We start from the raw sequence: 18443 nt of genomic DNA, 5'->3' as shown, positions 1-18443 counted from the left end.
CCCGCAACGGGACAAAGCGGGAATACCGGGCAGACCGCCACCCAGTCGTTCAAAAATGGTTCGGTAAAAGCAAGGTAGTCGATGGCCAAGGCAATCCACTTGTGGTGTAACACGGTTCGCCGCACGGGGAAATTCAGGCTTTTAGCCTGGACAAGCACGGGACCACGTCCGACGCCGACGCCTCTGACGATTGCTTCGGATAACGCAAAGATTCAAGTGCCGTGGAGGGGAATCAGGCACACATTGAGCGGGAATGTCGACTTTGTGACCGCAGCCCTCGCCACCAAGCTGGACCAGATCATCAGAAACGGAATATTGGCTGCAACCGTGCCGGACAACAAAGGCCCGGCAGAGGTCAAGGCGATCCACTATTACGATACGCCCGTCATTATTGGTGACAAACAATCGGTGGTGCGCTTTGTGGTACGGGAAATGTCAGATGGGAAACGATACTATGACCATTTTGAAAACCGGGAAGCGGCTTTCGACGGGGGTTCAGGGAACCTGCCTGGAAACGAGCCCGGCACTTCATCACTCCAGCCTGCGTCGGAAGCCAATTTAAATATAGCACAAACCGCCACCCAGGCGTTCAAGAACTGGTTCCGTAAAAGCAAGGTAGTCGACGCCGACGGCCGGCCGCTGGTGGTGTATCACGGCACCGCCGGCGACTTCGATATTTTCGATGGCGCCAAGTCAAGCGCGTCATCAATGCACGCTACCGCCTACCTTGGGCACTATTTTTCCGAATCGTCCGAGGTGGCCGGCGAGTTCGTGCCGCAACGCGAAGACTTGAGCACAGGGCCGATAACGCGGGGGCCAAAGCAAGGCGGCAACATCATGCCGGTGTACTTGGATATCAGTAACCCCTATGAAATGTCCATTGCCGAGTTCGCGCCATGATGCCATCAGGCCGCAGCAAGCCCGCATCGAACAGGCCGAAGCCTTGCGCGCCAAGCTTGAGGCAGAAGGGTATGACGGCATCCACGTAGCCAGCGACGCGTCATTGAAAGACACGATGGCCGCGGATGAATGGCCGGCTCCCACCTGGATCGCGTTCAATCCGAACCAGATCAAGAGCGCCACCGGCAACAATGGTAGTTTCGATCCGGGCGACGACAGCATCATGGGCAACATGCACGACCGCTCGATCGGCGCCGCACTGAAGAAAATCACCGTCACCAATCTGAAGCAGGCCGGCAATAGCCTGGCCGACTATCGCGGCCTGGCGCTGCAGGCGCTGGAACTGTACGAGCAGGATATCCCGCCGCTGGGCCAGTACAACAAGCTGGTCACGCAGATGGACGCCGACAAGAACAAGGCCGTGGCCGTGGCCGGGGCCGACAAGATCACGGTGGACTGGGAAGAACTGGCCGACGAGCGGCAACTGTACGAGCTGATGCACGACGCCACGCTGGCGCGCGCCGATCCTGCCATGCACACTTTAATCCCGGATAGCGTCGAACTTCTCGATCGAAATCCGATGCGGTCCTGCAATTTGATAACGGCCAACTGCTTGGCTATCGCCTATTCAAGCGCGATGTCCTTACTCGCGCGGATGCTTTTCCAGCACACGCTTGATGACGGATTCGATCGCGTTGTTGCCCGCGCCATCGTCCTTGTCAACGATGCCGAACGCTTCCCTTTCCAATGCAATCAATGTGCGCAACGTCTCCGCCACCTTCTTGAGCGCATCGACCCGGCTCGGCATGGCGATGACCTTCTGATAGATTTCACCCAGCTTGTCGACGCCGTTCTTGTCCGGGGAGTACATCAAGATGGCCAAGTCGCGCAGCATCGCATTGTCGCCGGTAGCGATCTCCAATTCTTCCAGCAGCGTCATTGCCAGTTTGCGGGTGCGGGCAATGTCGGTGCGGTGCGCCAGGATCACGTCGGTCTGGACCTGGGCATTGACCTTTACCAGTACGCGTTCTGAAATCGCGCTTTCCGTGCGTACCACGCTGCGTACCACTGCTTTTCGTATCAGATCATCGGCCTTGGCTTTGATCTTCGAATGCAAATCGCGCACCCACATATCGCGTTTGGAACGTTTGCGCACAGCACCTTCGGTCACGCCGCGTTCTCCTGCGATGATGCGCAAGGATTTCACTCCGGCGCGATAGTCTGTCTCAATGGCGCCCCAGTTGATGCTGATTTCTTTATGCATGTGCTTCTACCTTTTGTATGCTGCCAGATGACCGATGTACGATTAAAATCGCGCCAGTTTTGCCGCGCCGTCCGTGGCACGAACTTCTTCGGCGCGATTTCAATGGGGTTGATTTCTTTTGCACTGTGGCTATTGCTTCATCCCTTTACAGAGCGCCATCACGTCAACGAAAGCGGCTTCGTCATGGTGTGGCGGATTATCTACAACCCACTGGGCCGCTGCTGTTATCGCCTCATCAAACAGGAAGCCACGCGCCGTAATCAGTTTCCATGCAATGTTATTGGTGCGCCGCAATTCATCCGCGGGATATCCTGCATCAATCTCTTGCTGGACATGATCAAAGCGAAATTGGGCCAGCGTTTCGGCTGCATCTGCTTTATTTCCTGGCTTACCGTGTTTTCGCGGTGTTCCAGGTGTTCCCGGTGTTCCAAAAACAGGGAAGTCACCGTATTCATTGGGCTGGTTGGGTGGTTCATCGCTGGAACACCCTGTCTTGTCCATGGCGTTTGGTGGTGTTCTGGGTGTTCCAGAAGTCCGACCAGGAACACCGGGAACACCTTCATTTTTTTCGAGTTTCCGGTCAGGTGTTCCAGCGAAACTCGCGTATTCATTGAGTTTACGGGATGGCGGAACACCCAGAACACCGGGAATACCGACTTTTTGCACTTCCGCGGATTTTGGTTTGAACGCATCGAGCCACATAGTTATGCCTCCCACATTTTTGATGTGAATACATAACAGCGAGTCTTCCCCATTTCCGGCAAGTTCTTGCTCTGTGCCGCTTTCCCCTCCTTGTCCGCCTCAATCCATCCGGCATCCCTCAAAACCTTGGTGACGGTCGTCATATCGAACCCAGCGCATATATCCCGCCGGTATGCCTCAGGCAAAACATAGTATTCCTGCCCCTTGGTTTTGACGGTGCGAAACCCCGCTCGATTGATCGTTGCCCTGCCGGACGTATCAGTCATGTCAGAGAACCTAGATTCCCCATGCGACTCAAAAAACGCCTTCACGCCGGCTAAAATTGCACTTTTTTCCTGATTGCCACCACCGCCGCGACTGTCGAGCCACGATTGAAAGCACGTTGACGCTGCCGCTGCTGCATCGCCTTGCTGCCATCCGGTAATGCCTGCTTCTGTAGCGTAGTCGCCTGCAATAGCAATGACCGCGAACTTGTTGCATACGCGTGCTGCCTGTCCGCCGGCACCGCTGGGCAGGTTGCTCGCTACGAACACGCTCATTGCCTGCTTTAGCATTGCGGGAAAGGTTTTCAGGTCACTGGTGAATCGCTCCAAGAAAGCGATTGCAGGCGTGCCGTAGTACGCTTGTGTAGCCTCCTTGATAGCATCCGACAACGGGGCGCCGCCCTGATGGCCGTGCAAATCTTCAAACACTCCATGGCCGGCTTCTGCATCGGCTGCAATGTCGATCATGCGCACTTCTTGCCCTGCCCTGACAATCTTGCCGCCGTCGCGCATATGCTGCGCCAGTCCAATTTCCCCCGAAGATATGGTCATCAAACGCCACGTTTTCCGCTGCTTTGCATCCCCTGTGCGATTGGCTCTTCCTTTGCCTGTGCCGTTGCCGATCATGTAGATGATGCTGCCGACCTCTTTGGGCTCGACTTCGGCCATTTCATCCAGAATAAGCGCCGCGTCGTTATGGAGTACGCATGTGCCCTCTAGTGCGTTGCCGGTGTTTTTCCAGGTTTTTTTAAATACCGGACTGCCATAGACAGAAGCCGCCACCAATTGCGCAGTGCTCTTGCCTGTCGAACTGCTGCCGACAAAGTGAACGCCACCTGATTCCTGCCCGGCATGATGCAGGATCATGCCGGCAAACGAAGCGGAAGTGGCAAAGATCAAACGGCTGTTGCCGATACAAAGAAGCGCCACTTCATCGCGCCACTGTGCCAGCGTACCGGCTTGTGCGTATGGGCAGACGATCTTGCTTTCTGACTGATACAAGACGACTTCATTACCTTTGCCTATGGTTTTATCAGGCATGACGAAGACATTATTAAACCAGCCGGTTTGCTGAACGCATCGCGTTCGTATTGTTGGGTTGCTCTCAATCAAGTACTCAGATAGTTTGTTTTTAGCAGCCATGCTGGGTCCAATTGAAAGCCCCAGGCGCAGCAACTCCCTCCGCACTTCTACACCATCACTCGCTAGCATTTCCATTGGAACTGACCATCTATGGTAAATGCCATCGGCATCCTTGAATTCGATCACGCGCCCCCATCCCTCGGATGCGCGGTCACGACTCAAGGCAATGACGCGCAATTCAGAACACACGCGGATAGTTTTCGCCTCTGTTTTTTCTGTGCTGTCGGGGGTGAAGAACACGCCTGATTTGGATACTACAAAACCTTTTGGAATACCATCGACATGCTGTATCAAATCAACGGCACGGCTTTTTGCGATCAACTCCCGCATCTCGATCAAGTCCGGCTCGGCGGGCTCTATCATCATTTTTGGCGTAGCGACCAGGTTCATATCGCCCCCAATTTGAGGAATGCAATGCGGTATGTGTCGACGTCCACTATTTGCAATCGTCGCGGACTGGCCTGCAGCAATGACCCGCATATATTCCACAAAGTGCGGTACTTGGTCAGGTTGCCACGATAGGTCAGCACAATGTCCAGCCCTGCCACTGACAGGCATTCGTTGTCGGTCGGCAGGTCATTAATTTCGATTTTTATTGCGTTGAGTTTTTGCGGGGTGATGCCCAGGCCGAGCCACAGGATACGTTTGGCAGGCATGCCACCTGCGTCTACGGCTTCTTTTAATTGGTTCAGCGCGCTCATTATGCAAAACCCTCTGCACGATAGTTCAGCGGGTCTGCAAAAAAGCGATGAAGCTCCCTGTTTTGGTAGGCCGTGCAGCGTTCGGAAAATTTGATGGGCTGGGGTGCTTTTCCGACTCGAACCAGTTGCCGGTATTTCTCACGGCTGAAGGGGGAAAACGGGGCGATCTGATTCCAACGGCTCATGCCGTCTAGGGGCAGGGTTTTGCTGGATGCTACCGGGGGGGCCGTACGCTTTGCCATGGTTGCCTATCTTTTGCTTTGTACCGGACTGGATGCCGGGTTGATGCAAGATAGGCGTTACGGTTGAATCAAAAAACCCTTGTGCTTGCACGGTGCGCACTTTGCTGGAATGATGCTCACTGTGCTGGCATAGCGGCGGTTTTGGCATTTTCCCAAACCCTGCACCAATCTTCTATTTTCTTTTGACTGGTCAGGTGCTCGCACTTGTCCAGCATTGCGCGAGCGAAATTGGCTTTGCTTTTATATTGATCAGGTTTTGCCTGCCATACCTTCCAGCATTCTAAAATAAAAGATTTTTCATTTTGCTTAGGGTCGCGCTTGTATCGTTCAATGGCGCCAAACATAGCCAAGTCACTACGCGCTTGTTGTAATCTGTCATCCCCTGAATTTATAGAGTGAAAATTTGCATAGGAGTTCGCCGCAAAAATAATCGCATCCACTAATCCTGCACGCATATCCAATTCCAACAAACATAAGGTGTTATCAATTTCTTCTAAACATGAGAATAAGAAGGGATAGGCCAAATGTCCACAATTTTTACTATTCCTCATTCCCAATTGAAAATAAGTATCTAGTAGTTGACTGGATCTCATATCGCCAAAATTAGGATTAAAAATTTTTTCATCTTCATCTTCGTTCTTAAAAACAAGATTCCCCGGTGAATAGTCTTTTATTACGTCCTCTAGAACTTTAATTCCATTCCGATACCTCTTATATTCGTGATCGAATTTTTCTATACTTTCAAACATTGGCATTGCAGAAAATGCTTTCTTTCCTAACCGCCATAATGCTAAACCGTTGTCGCTCATATTCGGTTGAAGATGTATAGAAATTATGTGGCAACCGTCATTATTTATAAAATTTTTGCCATTTCCAAAGTAGCTTAAATATGGGTGATAGGCTGCAAATTTTAGAGTCATTGTGGCTTTTTATTTCTCTTTAAATAGAATCCATGCAAGAAGAATAAAGGACAAATTTTGTTTTTCGCCGTCGCGGTAGGTATGATTAAACTGGTGAATCTATGTGGTGCTACCGTGGAGTTGGGTCACTTCGGCCCCGTCCTTCAATCCGCCTAGGTAGTCGGCCCATCGCTGCATCATCTTCCGGCGTGCTGGTAGGTGTGCTGTTCGATTGTAGGCGCGCCCGTTCGGGTCTTTGACGGCGTGCGCCAGTTGGTGCTCGATCAGATCAACCCGTTCGCCCATCACTTCATCCATGATCGTGCGCGCCATCGCCCGGAAGCCGTGAGCTGTCATCACTTCCTTGCCGTAACCCATGCTGCGCAATGCAGCATTGATCGTGTTTTCGCTCATGCAGCGTGCGCCGGTGCGGATGCTTGGGAAAACGAATCTATCTCCCCCGGTCATGGCGTGTACGCTGCGCAGGATTTCCACGGCTTGCACGGATAGCGGTACAAGGTGGTCGATCTTCATTTTCATTTTGCTGCCAGGGATGCGCCACTCTGCCGCGTCCAGGTCGATTTCTGCCCACTCAGCAGAACGCAATTCACCGGGGCGCACAAATACCAGCGGTGATAATTTCAGCGCCGCTACTGCGTAGGGGTGTCCAGCGTATGCATGAATTGAACGCATCAACTCCCCGGCCTGCTTTGGTTCCGTGATGGCAGCGTAGTGTATTTGAGGTGCAACCGACAATGCTCCTTTTAAATCCATCGTCACGTCGCGCTCTGCAAGTCCCGTCGCCACGGCGTAGCGCAGAATTTGCCCGCATAGCCGCTTTACACTATGTGCGGAATCGACGGCTCCACGCGCTTCTATTTTCTGTACGGCCGCCAACACGTCAAGCGGCTTGATTGAGGAGACGGGCATATTTCCGATGAAGGGGAACACATCCTTTTTTAACCAGCTTGTTACCTTGTCTTGCGTTGTCGCCGCACGGATTGCCGCAGTCTTTCCCAGCCACGCCCACGCCACACGCTCAAAGGTATTCGCCCCTGCAACGGCCTTGGCCTGCTTGTCGTCGCGCTTGAGTTGTCCGGGGTCGGTACCCGTCGCTTTCAGTTCTCGCGCCGCGTCCCTCTGCTTTCGCGCCTGCACGAGAGACACATCAGGATAGACGCCGAACGATAGGCGGCTTTCCTTGCCGGTCGCCTGCTTGTATTTCATGCGCCACAGCTTCGAGCCGGTCGGCATGATCTCCAAGTACAGACCGCCGCCGTCCGCGAGCTTATAGGGTTTGTCCTTGGACTTGGCGTTTTTAATCCGTATGTCGGAGAGGGGGACGGCGATTCTGGCCATATTTTAGGGGCAACCATTTTCGTGATGTTGTATGCCCCTAAGACTGCCCCTAAAAATAGTGGGTGTCAATTGGCAAACTTTGGCGCTACAAGCGTGAAAAAGCCCCTAAGCGTTTGATTTCTTAGGGGCTTTTAGGCAAACTTAGCTAACGTTTGCGGTGTTCTTGGTGCCCGGAGCCGGAATCGAACCGGCACGCTCCTTTTCAGGTAAGCGGCGGATTTTAAGTCCGATGTGTCTACCAGTTTCACCACCCGGGCATGCAACCATTTAAAACAATTTGCCTAGAAATAAAACGACTAAGGCGCTTTGTGATTCTGTAGCAGTAGGCCGAATTGTAACCGGTCTGAAAAGCTTTACAAGCTGTTTACACCTACCGCAAATCAAAAATTTTATATTTACCATATTTACTACAACGGAGCACTTGACGTCTTCCCAGTCTATAGAACGGGGATTCCTACAATATAAGTAACGGCGTCCGCCTCTGATGAAAAGGCCTCCCACTTGGGAGGCCTTATAAACACTGTGGCGGAGAGAGGGGGATTCGAACCCCCGATAGGCTATGAACCTATACACGCTTTCCAGGCGTGCGACTTCAACCACTCATCCATCTCTCCTGCATCTTCGCTCTTGCGAAGCCGCAGATTATAACAAACAATACGTAAATATTGCCAGTGCTAACTAATGACGGGATCTTAAAATTTAAAACGGTGCATCTAACCAATGCACCGCTTCCTTGCACATCTACTGAAATTACTGTGCCTGCTTTAGCTGCTCCAGAATGGCTGGATTTTCCAGTGTCGAGATGTCCTGCGTGATGTCCTCGCCCTTGGCTAGCACACGCAGCAAACGGCGCATGATCTTGCCGGAACGAGTTTTCGGCAGGTTGTCGCCAAAGCGGATTTCCTTTGGCTTGGCAATCGGGCCAATTTCCTTGGCGACCCAGTTGCGTAACTCGGTAGCGATACGTTTTGCGTCATCGCCCATTGGACGTGCCTGTTTCAACACCACAAAGGCGCAAATCGATTCGCCCGTGGTGTCGTCCGGCTTACCCACCACCGCGGCTTCGGCTACCAGCGGGTTAGCCACCAGTGCCGATTCGATCTCCATCGTACCCATGCGGTGACCGGAAACGTTGAGCACATCGTCGATGCGTCCAGTGATGGTGAAGTAACCGGTATCCGGATTGCGGATTGCACCGTCGCCGGCCAGATAAGTCTTACCACCAAGCTCGGCTGGGAAATAGCTCGCCTTGAAGCGTTCCGGATCATTCCAGATGGTACGGATCATGGCCGGCCAAGGGCGTTTGACCACCAGCAGGCCACCTTGGCCGTTCGGCATGTCTTGCCCTGATTCGTCGACAATCGCCGTCATGATGCCTGGCAATGGCAGAGTGCAGGAGCCCGGCACCATCGGTGTCGCACCCGGCAGCGGCGTGATCATGTGGCCACCGGTTTCGGTTTGCCAGAAAGTATCGACTATCGGGCAGTTTTCTCTGCCGATATTTTTGTAGTACCACATCCAGGCTTCCGGATTAATCGGCTCACCCACCGAGCCCAACAAGCGCAGGCTGGACAGATCGTATTGCGCCGGGGCGACACTCGGGTCTACATCGGCGGCCTTAATCAGCGAACGAATTGCGGTTGGTGCAGTATAAAAGATGCTGACCTTGTGTTTGGCAATCGTGTCCCAGAAGCGGCCAGCGTTCGGGTAAGTCGGAATACCTTCAAAGATGATTTCGGTAGCGCCGACTGCCAGCGGGCCGTAGGCAATGTAGGTATGGCCGGTGACCCAGCCGATGTCGGCGGTGCACCAGAATACGTCGTCAGGCTTGATATCAAAGGTCCACTTCATGGTCAGCATGGCCCACAGCAGGAAGCCGCCGGTCGAGTGCTGCACGCCCTTGGGGGTGCCGGTGGAGCCGGATGTGTACAAGACGAACAATGGATGCTCGGCGCTGACCCATTCCGGTTCGCAGCTTTCGGCCTGATCTTGTAGCAGATCGTGCAGCCACAGATCGCGTCCTTCGACCATGCTGATATTGCCGCCGGTGCGCTTATAGACGATGACATTGCGAATCGTGCTGCAGCCGCCCAGTGCGAGCGCTTCATCGACGATGGCTTTCAGAGGCAGATGCTTGCCGCCGCGGAACTGTTCATCTGCGGTGATAACGGCAACGGCGCCGGCATCAATAATGCGTTCCTGCAAAGACTTGGCGGAGAAGCCGCCGAACACGACCGAATGGGTGGCACCGATGCGTGCGCAAGCTTGCATGGCGGCTACGCCTTCGACCGACATCGACATATAGATGACGACGCGGTCGCCTTTCTTGACGCCGAGCGATTTCAAGCCATTGGCAAATTTACAGACGGTACGGTGCAGTTCGCGGTAGCTGACTTTGGTGGAACTGCCGTCGTCGGCCTCAAAAATGACTGCAGTCTTGTCGGCGTTGCCGTTTTCCAGATTGCGGTCGAGACAGTTGTAAGAGGCGTTCAGATGGCCGTCTTCAAACCATTTGTAGAACGGCGCATTGGATTCGTCGAGGGTCTTGGTGAAAGGTTTTTGCCAGAGGATGTTTTCACGTGCCAACTTAGCCCAGAAACCTTCGTAATCCTGCTCTGCCTCGGCGCACATCGCATTGTAGGCATCCATGCCGGATATGGTGGCGTTCTTGACGAACTCTGCCGGCGGCAGAAAAACACGACTCTCTTGATTTGTGGATTCAATGCCTGCCATTTGTCTTCTCCATGTGATGATGATTTAGTTGATAACATAGACTTTTACTCTTACTAAAGTCTTACACATCCGGAACCGGGCATACGATCAATACGCTGTAGCACAAACATGCGTACTTGAAAACCTGGCGTTGCATGTGTCATAAAGTCGAGAAATTCTGCTTATTTCTTTCTTTCCGCTGAATTTCGCCAAAACACATTCATGGTTATGCCAGCTTTGCCGTCTGCGTTATTGCGTTTCGTCATTGTTGTAACGATTTTATCGCCTCAAAACTTGAGCGCAATCCCGGGTTAGGTTTCACGCCGAGCGGCGCCGGCAGGCGTTTTAGCGGGTCAAGAATCGCCCATGTGTCGACTTCGTGGCCAGCAAGTGTAAAATCCCGTCTGGTTCAGAAACAATAGAAAGATGTTTGGAAAAACATAAGACAAGCGCAAAACGCCCTTAAATAATAAATTTAATGTTGGAGTATAGATAAAAATACCGATTTGATCGCATTGTTTTAGCGACACTTAAAAAATACAAATGCCAGTATATTTTTCCATGGAAACCCATGAAAAATTTCCGCTTAGCATGCGACGCGTTAAAAAATTTCCAAAATCCATTTTTTTGCAAATCTGTTCATTACAATTATTACCACAGACCGAGCCCACAATTCACCTTTCATTCATACACCAGCACGACAGCTCTTGGGCTCAACTGTCTACCGATGATTGTCGACCACAACCCCATTCCGGCCTGCATACGCCAAAAGAATAGCAATCCTTAATTTTAGCCAAGCGAGAACCATCATGACCTTCATCAAGCAAGACGACCTTATTGAATCCGTTGCCGGCGCGCTGCAATACATCAGCTATTACCATCCGGCCGACTACATCGCGCATCTGGGACGCGCTTATGCGGCGGAGCAAAGCCCGGCGGCCAAGGATGCGATTGCGCAGATTCTGACCAATTCCCGGATGTGCGCCGAAGGTCACCGCCCGATCTGCCAGGACACCGGCATCGTCAATGTTTTTCTGAAAATCGGCATGGAAGTCCGGTTTGAAGGTTTCAAAGGCTCCATCGCCGACGCCATCAACGAAGGCGTGCGACGCGGCTACAACAATCCGGAAAACAAGTTGCGCGCCTCGATCGTGGCAGACCCGCTTTTCGAGCGCAAAAATACCCGCGACAACACCCCAGCCGTGATCCACATGGAATTAGTACCCGGCAACACAGTCGAGGTCCAGATCGCAGCCAAAGGCGGCGGCTCCGAGAACAAGACCAAGTTCGTGATGCTCAATCCATCCGACTCGGTGGTGGACTGGGTCATGAAGACCGTGCCGACCATGGGCGCCGGCTGGTGTCCGCCGGGCATGCTAGGGATCGGTATCGGCGGCACTGCTGAAAAAGCTATGCTGATGGCAAAAGAAGTGCTGATGGAAGACATCAACATGTACGACCTGCTTAAACGCGGCCCGCAGAACAAGACTGAAGAACTGCGCATCGAACTATTCCAGAGAGTCAATGCGCTCGGCATCGGCGCGCAGGGCTTGGGCGGCCTGACCACGGTGCTCGACGTGAAAATCATGATGTATCCGACCCATGCCGCCTCCAAGCCGGTGGCAATGATCCCGAACTGTGCGGCAACGCGGCACGGACATTTCGTGCTCGACGGTTCCGGCCCGGTCTTCATGGAACCGCCATCTCTGTCGGACTGGCCGGAAGTGCAATGGGCACCGGACACCGAAAAGTCCAAACGCATCGACCTCAATACCCTGACCAAGGCAGAAGTTGCATCCTGGAAGCCGGGCCAAACCCTGCTATTGAACGGCAAGATGCTGACCGGCCGCGATGCCGCTCATCAGCGCATCGCCGACATGCTGGCCAAGGGCGAGCCATTGCCGGTCGATTTCACCAATCGCGTGATTTACTATGTCGGCCCGGTTGACCCGGTTGGCGACGAAGCAGTTGGCCCGGCCGGTCCAACCACCGCGACCCGGATGGACAAATATACTGACATGATGCTGGAAAAAACCGGCCTGATTTCCATGGTCGGCAAAGCAGAACGCGGCCCGGTTGCCATCGAATCGATCAAGCGGCACCAATCGGCTTACCTGATGGCGGTCGGCGGCGCAGCTTATCTGGTCTCGAAAGCCATCAAGAGCGCAAAAGTGGTTGGCTTTGCCGACCTCGGCATGGAAGCAATTTACGAATTTGACGTGAAAGACATGCCGGTCACAGTAGCGGTCGATGCTAACGGCACCTCAGTCCACGATACCGGACCGAAAGAATGGCAAGCCCGGATTGCCGCAACCTCCGTGGGCGACATCGCAGTTACCACCAAGTAAATACGGATCTGCCCTCGCCGGACGAAGTACTGAATATTGTTTTCGGCCACTTCGCCCGGCAATCCAATCCCATACACTTTTCCGCATCGTCCCTTGACCACTTCCTCCGTGCGCACCAGCGTTTTTACGGCAGCAGATGCGCCCGTCGGCATTTTTGACTCCGGCATCGGCGGCCTGTCAGTATTGCGCCATATCCAGGCCCAGTTACCACAAGAAAATTTGCTGTATTTTGCTGACTCTGGCTTTGCCCCTTACGGCGAAAAAACCGAGCAATTCATCGTCAACCGTACGCTGGCAATTACAGACTTCCTGCTGCTGAACGGTGCCAAAACCATCGTAGTGGCCTGCAATACTGCCACCGCAGCTGCCATTAAGGCACTGCGAACGCGTTACCCGCAGTTGCCGCTAGTCGGCGTCGAACCCGGGCTCAAACCGGCTGCAGCACTGACCAAAAACAACGCGATCGGCGTACTCGCCACTGAACGCACGCTTGCCAGCAGCAAATTCAGGCAACTGAGCGAACACATCGCTACCAGCACTGGCGTACGGGTATTCACACAAGCCTGTGCCGGACTGGCCGACCAGATCGAAAAAGGCGAACTGCAATCCGCAGCAACCGCCTTGCTGGTGCAGCGTTATGTCGCGCCACTGATTGCACAGGGAGCCGATACCTTGGTACTCGGCTGCACCCATTACCCTTTCGTGCTGCCGCTGCTCCAGGATGCAACCCGCCGCGCCGCGTCTCAGCCAGTGACCATCATCGACACCGGCCTGCCAATTGCCTTGCAACTGGAGCGAATCCTCAAAAATCATGAACTGCTGAACACATCCAGCAACCCGGGTCAGCTACAGACATTTACCACCGGCAACGAAACAGCGCTAAAAGTCGCTTTAAGCAATCTGTTGCACCTGCAGCCAAGCATTGCAATGGTGGCGGTCAGCTAGAAAACAAATAAACTAGTGCATATTTTGATTTACAAGCAAGGCACAAATTTATATAATCGTCGTCTTCTGCAAATCAACGTAGAAAAGCAAAAAACAGTGGTGGCTGTAGCTCAGTTGGTAGAGTCCAGGATTGTGATTCCTGTTGTCGTGGGTTCGAGCCCCATCAGCCACCCCACAGAATACGCATTAAATCAAAGAGTTACACGCTTCGGCTGGTAGCTCTTTTTTATTTTTGGAACGTGAATTCCAATTTTTGGAACTTGAATTTAAAAAGAGCCCGAAAAAAAGCCACGCAAGGCGGCTTTTGTGATGCCGATGGCAACTTCGGCTACCTCGCCAGCTTACCCAACTTATTACCCAACTTATCCAGCGCTTGCCCGCCGCCATAACTGCCTTGCAGCGGCACCGCGCCGCCCAGGGAAATGCGAATCGCGCAATACTTGAATTCGGGAATTTTTGCGTATGGGTCCAGTGCCGCATTGGTCAGCTTATTAATCGCAGCTTCGTAATAACAGAACGGCACAAAAACCGCGCCGCGCGGCGAACTGTCATCGGCCCGCGCATACAGGGAAACCGTGCCGCGCCGCGATTCGATGGTCACGATATCGCCCGGCTTTCCACCCAGCGCATCCAGGTCGAGCGGATGCACCAGCGCCACCGGATCTGGTTCGATCGCATCCAGCACGGTCGCACGGCGCGTCATGCTGCCGGTGTGCCAGTGTTCCAGCTGGCGCCCGGTAATCAACACCATCGGATACTCGGCATCGGGGCGTTCGGCAGCCGGAATGATGTCGGCCGGCACAAAACGCGCACGCCCTGTTTCTCTGGGGAATTCTTCAATAAACACGACCGATTGGCCCGGATCGCCTTCATTGCGGCACGGGTAAGTCACTGCATGCTCGCGTTCCAGCCGGTCCCAGGTGATGCCGGCGATGCTCGGCATCGTATGCCGCATTTCGTCGAATACTTCCGAGACATGTCCGTAATGCCAATCCAGCCCAAGCCGCTGTGCGATCTGCTGGATGATCCACAAATCCTGCCTGGCGTCGCCTGGCGGATCAATGGCCTGGCGGCCCATCTGCACCAGCCGGTCGGTGTTGGTGAAGCTGCCGGTTTTTTCGGGGAAGGCGGAAGCTGGCAGGATCACATCGGCCAGATACGCGGTCTCGGTCAGGAAGATATCCTGCACCACCAGATGATCCAGTGCGGCCAGCGACTCGCGGGCATGGTTGGCATCCGGGTCCGACATCGCCGGATTCTCACCCATCACGTACATGCCGCGAATCTCGCCTTTCTTGATTGCGTGCATGACTTCCACCACCGTCAGGCCGGGCTTGTCGTCCAGCGTGCCGGGTGGCAGCTGCCAGCTTTGTTCGAAACTGGCTTGCACTTGCGGATCGGTCACATGCTGGTAGTCCGGATACATCATCGGAATCAGGCCGGCATCGGACGCGCCCTGCACATTGTTTTGTCCGCGCAGCGGATGCAAGCCGGTGCCGGGCCGGCCGATTTGCCCGGTCATCAGCGCCAGCGCGATCAGGCAGCGCGCATTGTCGGTGCCGTGGATATGCTGCGATACGCCCATGCCCCACAGGATCATCGATGCCCTGGAGTTGGCGTATAGCCGCGCCACATATTTGATGGTGTCGGCATCGATGCCGCAGATCGGGGCCATCAGTTCGGGGCTATAGCCCTCGACGTTCTTTCTCAATTCCGCATAGCCTATGGTGCGGCTGTCGATGAATTCCTGATCGACCAGGTTCTCATGCACGATCACGTGCATCATCGCATTCAGCATGGCAACGTCGGTGTCCGGCTTGAACTGCAGGAAGCGGTGCGCGAGCCTAGCCATATCGGAGCGGCGCGGATCGCACACTACCAGCTTGGTGCCGTTCTTCACCGCATTCTTGATCCAGGTCGCGGCTACCGGATGATTGACGGTCGGATTCGCGCCGATAATGACCACCACTTCCGCCTTGGTCACATCCATCACCGGATTGGATACCGCGCCGGAGCCGATGCCTTCCAGCAACGCAACCACCGACGATGCATGGCACAGGCGGGTGCAATGGTCGACGTTATTGCTGCCGAAGCCGATCCGCACCAGCTTCTGAAACAGGTACGCTTCCTCGTTGCTACCCTTGGCCGAGCCGAAGCCGGCCAGCGATCTTTTGCCATGCGTGTCGCGGATTTTTGCCAGCGTGCCGCCGGCTAACGCCAGCGCCTCTTCCCAACTGGCTTCGCGAAACACATCCATCACGCGCTCCGGGTCCATCGTGAAGTCGCCGCGTTTGGGCGCATCGGCGCGCCGGATCAGCGGCACTGTCAGGCGCTGCGGATGATGCGCATAATCGAAGCCGTAGCGTCCCTTCACACACAGGCGACCGTGGTTGGCCGGGCCGTCGCGCCCTTCGACGAAGGCGATCTTGTTGTCCCTGACGTGATACGTCAGCTGGCAGCCGACCCCGCAATACGGGCAGACCGAAGCAACGCTCTTGTCGGGCTTCGCCAGCGCCGCATCGCGCGCCGGCATCAGCGCGCCGGTCGGGCAAGCCTGCACGCATTCGCCGCAGCCGACGCAGGTGGATGCGCCCATCGGATCATCCATGTCGAACACGATTTTCGCCTGATCGCCGCGAAAAGCCAGCCCGATCACGTCGTTGACCTGCTCGTCGCGGCAGGCGCGCACGCAGCGGGTGCACTGGATGCAGGCGTCCAGGTTGACGGTGATGGCCGGATGCGAAACATCGGACTGGACTTTGGCGCGGGTGCGGGCACTGGCACTGGCACTGGTAGTAAAGCGCGGTTTGTCCACGCCCAGCGCACGGCTCCAGAAATCGACTTCATTGTTGCGCGTATAGCTGGTTTCCGGCATGTCCGACAGCAGCAGTTCCAGCACCATTTTTTGCGACGCAACGGCGCGCTGGCTATTGGAGGTGACTTCCATGCCGTTGCTTGGATTGCGGCAGCATGACGCTGCCAGCACCCGCTCGCCATTGATCTCGACCACGCAGGAGCGGCAATTGCCGACCGCTTCCAATCCTTCCTTGTAGCAAAGATGCGGTATCTCGATACCTTCGCGGCTGGCGATCTGCAGCAGGGTTTCGGTCGCCTTGCCATGCACTTCGCGTCCATTCAGCGTGAAGGTAACGTGCGGCGCTGCAAGCTGCGCCATTTCATTTCTGGCAATCACATTCATGATGGTTCTTTGCGCCTTTAGGCTAAATTGTCAGGCCAGTTCATGCGGAAAATACTTGACCACGCAATCGATCGGATTCGGCGCCGCGTGGCCCAGGCCACAAATCGAGGCGTCCCGCATCACGTTCGACAACTCTGCCAGCAACGCGATGTCCAACTGCGCCCACTTCGGCCGTTCGATCAAACTGGCCGCCTTGGCGGTGCCGACCCGGCACGGCGTGCATTGACCGCAGGATTCGTGCTTGAAAAACTGCATCAGGTTGCGCGCCGCGCCGACCGCCGTATCCTGATCCGACAGCACAATGACCGCAGCCGAACCGATGAAGCAGCCGTAGGGTTGCAGGGTATCGAAATCGAGCGGAATCGCGCTCATCGTCGCCGGCAGAATGCCGCCCGATGCGCCGCCCGGCAGATACGCATAGAAGGTATGGCCGTCCTGCATGCCGCCGCAATACTCATCGATCAGTTCGGCAATTGTGATGCCGGCCGGAGCCAGCTTGACGCCAGGCTGCCTGACGCGACCGGAAACTGAAAACGAGCGCAAGCCCTTGCGGCCGTTTCTGCCGTGGGAGGCGAACCAGTCTTCGCCTTTTTCCAATATCTCGCGGACCCAGAATAGGGTTTCGAAGTTGTGCACCAGCGTTGGCCGGCCGAACAAGCCGACTTGCGCGACATAGGGCGGGCGCAGGCGCGGCATGCCACGCTTGCCTTCGATCGATTCGATCATCGCCGATTCTTCGCCGCAGATGTAGGCACCGGCGCCGCGCCGCAGGAAAATTTGCGGCATTGCAGGCATCGGCGGGTTGGCGCGCAACTTGTCCAGTTCGGCTTCCAGCATGGCGCGGCAAGCGTGGTATTCGTCGCGCAGATAGATATAAATTGCATCGATGCCGACCGCCCATGCGGCAATCAGCATGCCTTCCAGAAAGCGATGCGGGTCGCGTTCCAGATAGACCCGATCCTTGAAGGTGCCCGGCTCGCCTTCATCGATATTGACGGCCAGCAGGCGCGGCCCGGCTTCCGCGCGCACGATGCGCCATTTGCGCCCGGCCGGAAAGCCCGCGCCGCCCAAGCCGCGCAAGCCGGAGCCTTCCATTGTCCGGAGCACCGATTCGACCTCGCGCACGCCGGAAATGCAGTCCTGCAACAACGCATAACCGCCTTGCGCTTGATAACCGGCATAGTCGATGCAGCCGTCCGGGATAGGTTGCACTGCCTTGGCCGCAACTTGGGCTGAAACGTTGATGGCAACCGCATCGCAACTGGCGCGCGGCACCGGGGTTTGCCCAACGATGGCAACCGGCGCCTGCTCGCAACGGCCGACGCAGGGCGTGCCGATCACGCGCACCTCTTTGCCTAATATTTGCGGGAGTTTTGCCAGCAACTCGCGCGCGCCGGCCATTTCGCACGACAAGCTGTCGCAGACCCGCACCGTCAATGCCGCAGGTGCGCTCTCGCCTTCCTTGACGACATCGAAATGATGATAAAAGGTCGCAACTTCATACACTTCGGCCTGGGACAAAAGCATCTCTTGCGCCAGAGCCGCCAGATGCGCGGCTGATAAACAGCCGAAACGGTCCTGGATCTTGTGCAGATGTTCAATCAGCAGATCGGGCTGACGCGACGCCGCACCGAGCAGCGCCTGCACCTCGGCCAGCGCAGCAGGATCGACGCGACGGCCCTTCGGCGCCTGGCGCTTGCGCTGTCTGTCGCCCCCGCTTGCGATGATGGGGATAATGGTCTGGTTCATGCCTGAGTGGCCCGTTT

At 55.2% G+C, this 18443-nt stretch carries 13 protein-coding genes and 3 tRNA genes; 5 read left to right on the top strand and 11 right to left on the bottom strand.

The window, feature by feature from the left end:
• The first annotated feature begins 81 nt into the window (after nt 1–81).
• Both FKCLFG_RS03985 and FKCLFG_RS03980 read left to right on the top strand, forming a co-directional pair.
• On the top strand, nt 82–900 hold the full coding sequence (locus FKCLFG_RS03985; RefSeq protein WP_472614936.1) for an LPD3 domain-containing protein: 819 nt from the start codon (nt 82–84) through the stop codon (nt 898–900).
• Complete coding sequence (locus FKCLFG_RS03980; protein WP_472614935.1) at nt 869–1933, top strand: hypothetical protein; 1065 nt, start codon at nt 869–871, stop codon at nt 1931–1933. Before FKCLFG_RS03985 ends, FKCLFG_RS03980 begins: the two co-directional genes overlap by 32 nt.
• Before the next feature lie 360 nt (nt 1934–2293).
• Here FKCLFG_RS03980 and FKCLFG_RS03975 read toward each other — a convergent pair whose 3' ends face one another.
• The 9 genes from FKCLFG_RS03975 to acs all read right to left on the bottom strand — a co-directional run bounded on the left by FKCLFG_RS03975 (nt 2294) and on the right by acs (nt 10206).
• Nucleotides 2294–2866, bottom strand: a complete 573-nt coding sequence (locus tag FKCLFG_RS03975) for a hypothetical protein (RefSeq protein WP_472614934.1) — start codon at nt 2864–2866, stop codon at nt 2294–2296.
• 2 nt (nt 2867–2868) lie between these two features.
• A complete protein-coding gene (locus tag FKCLFG_RS03970; protein ID WP_472614933.1) occupies nt 2869–4662 on the bottom strand; it encodes a DUF927 domain-containing protein in 1794 nt (597 codons plus the stop codon).
• Nucleotides 4659–4928, bottom strand: coding sequence for a hypothetical protein (locus tag FKCLFG_RS03965; protein WP_472614932.1), 270 nt, complete (start codon nt 4926–4928; stop codon nt 4659–4661). Before FKCLFG_RS03965 ends, FKCLFG_RS03970 begins: the two co-directional genes overlap by 4 nt.
• A gap of 44 nt (nt 4929–4972) precedes the next feature.
• A complete protein-coding gene (locus FKCLFG_RS03960; protein ID WP_472614931.1) occupies nt 4973–5215 on the bottom strand; it encodes a helix-turn-helix transcriptional regulator in 243 nt (80 codons plus the stop codon).
• Nucleotides 5216–5331: 116 nt separating this feature from the next.
• A complete protein-coding gene (locus FKCLFG_RS03955; protein ID WP_472614930.1) occupies nt 5332–6135 on the bottom strand; it encodes a hypothetical protein in 804 nt (267 codons plus the stop codon).
• A 99-nt stretch (nt 6136–6234) separates the two neighbouring features.
• Complete coding sequence (locus FKCLFG_RS03950; RefSeq protein ID WP_472614929.1) at nt 6235–7473, bottom strand: tyrosine-type recombinase/integrase; 1239 nt, start codon at nt 7471–7473, stop codon at nt 6235–6237.
• Between the two features lie 164 nt (nt 7474–7637).
• Nucleotides 7638–7730 (bottom strand) — tRNA-Leu (locus FKCLFG_RS03945).
• A 266-nt stretch (nt 7731–7996) separates the two neighbouring features.
• A tRNA-Ser gene (locus FKCLFG_RS03940) sits at nt 7997–8087 on the bottom strand.
• Nucleotides 8088–8223: 136 nt separating this feature from the next.
• The gene (gene acs, locus FKCLFG_RS03935) at nt 8224–10206 is read right to left on the bottom strand and encodes an acetate--CoA ligase (RefSeq protein ID WP_472614928.1); all 1983 of its coding nucleotides are present in this window, start codon (nt 10204–10206) and stop codon (nt 8224–8226) included.
• Between the two features lie 788 nt (nt 10207–10994).
• Between acs and FKCLFG_RS03930 the strand changes: the two genes are divergently transcribed.
• The 3 genes from FKCLFG_RS03930 to FKCLFG_RS03920 all read left to right on the top strand — a co-directional run bounded on the left by FKCLFG_RS03930 (nt 10995) and on the right by FKCLFG_RS03920 (nt 13653).
• Complete coding sequence (locus tag FKCLFG_RS03930) at nt 10995–12533, top strand: fumarate hydratase (RefSeq protein WP_472614927.1); 1539 nt, start codon at nt 10995–10997, stop codon at nt 12531–12533.
• A 93-nt stretch (nt 12534–12626) separates the two neighbouring features.
• Nucleotides 12627–13478, top strand: a complete 852-nt coding sequence (gene murI, locus FKCLFG_RS03925) for a glutamate racemase (RefSeq protein WP_472614926.1) — start codon at nt 12627–12629, stop codon at nt 13476–13478.
• Nucleotides 13479–13577: 99 nt separating this feature from the next.
• Nucleotides 13578–13653, top strand: a tRNA-His gene (locus tag FKCLFG_RS03920).
• A 153-nt stretch (nt 13654–13806) separates the two neighbouring features.
• On the opposite strand, the gene fdhF is transcribed toward FKCLFG_RS03920, so the two are convergent.
• Both fdhF and FKCLFG_RS03910 read right to left on the bottom strand, forming a co-directional pair.
• Nucleotides 13807–16677: a formate dehydrogenase subunit alpha gene (fdhF, locus tag FKCLFG_RS03915; protein ID WP_472614925.1), complete on the bottom strand. Its 2871-nt coding sequence runs from the start codon at nt 16675–16677 to the stop codon at nt 13807–13809.
• A gap of 30 nt (nt 16678–16707) precedes the next feature.
• Nucleotides 16708–18426, bottom strand: coding sequence for an NADH-ubiquinone oxidoreductase-F iron-sulfur binding region domain-containing protein (locus tag FKCLFG_RS03910; RefSeq protein WP_472614924.1), 1719 nt, complete (start codon nt 18424–18426; stop codon nt 16708–16710).
• Between the last annotated feature and the right edge of the window lie 17 nt (nt 18427–18443).

This window comes from Gelidimonas denitrificans (genome assembly GCF_055694065.1).
Note: the sequence above shows the minus strand (reverse complement) of the source record. Positions and strands in the feature narration are given on the sequence as shown.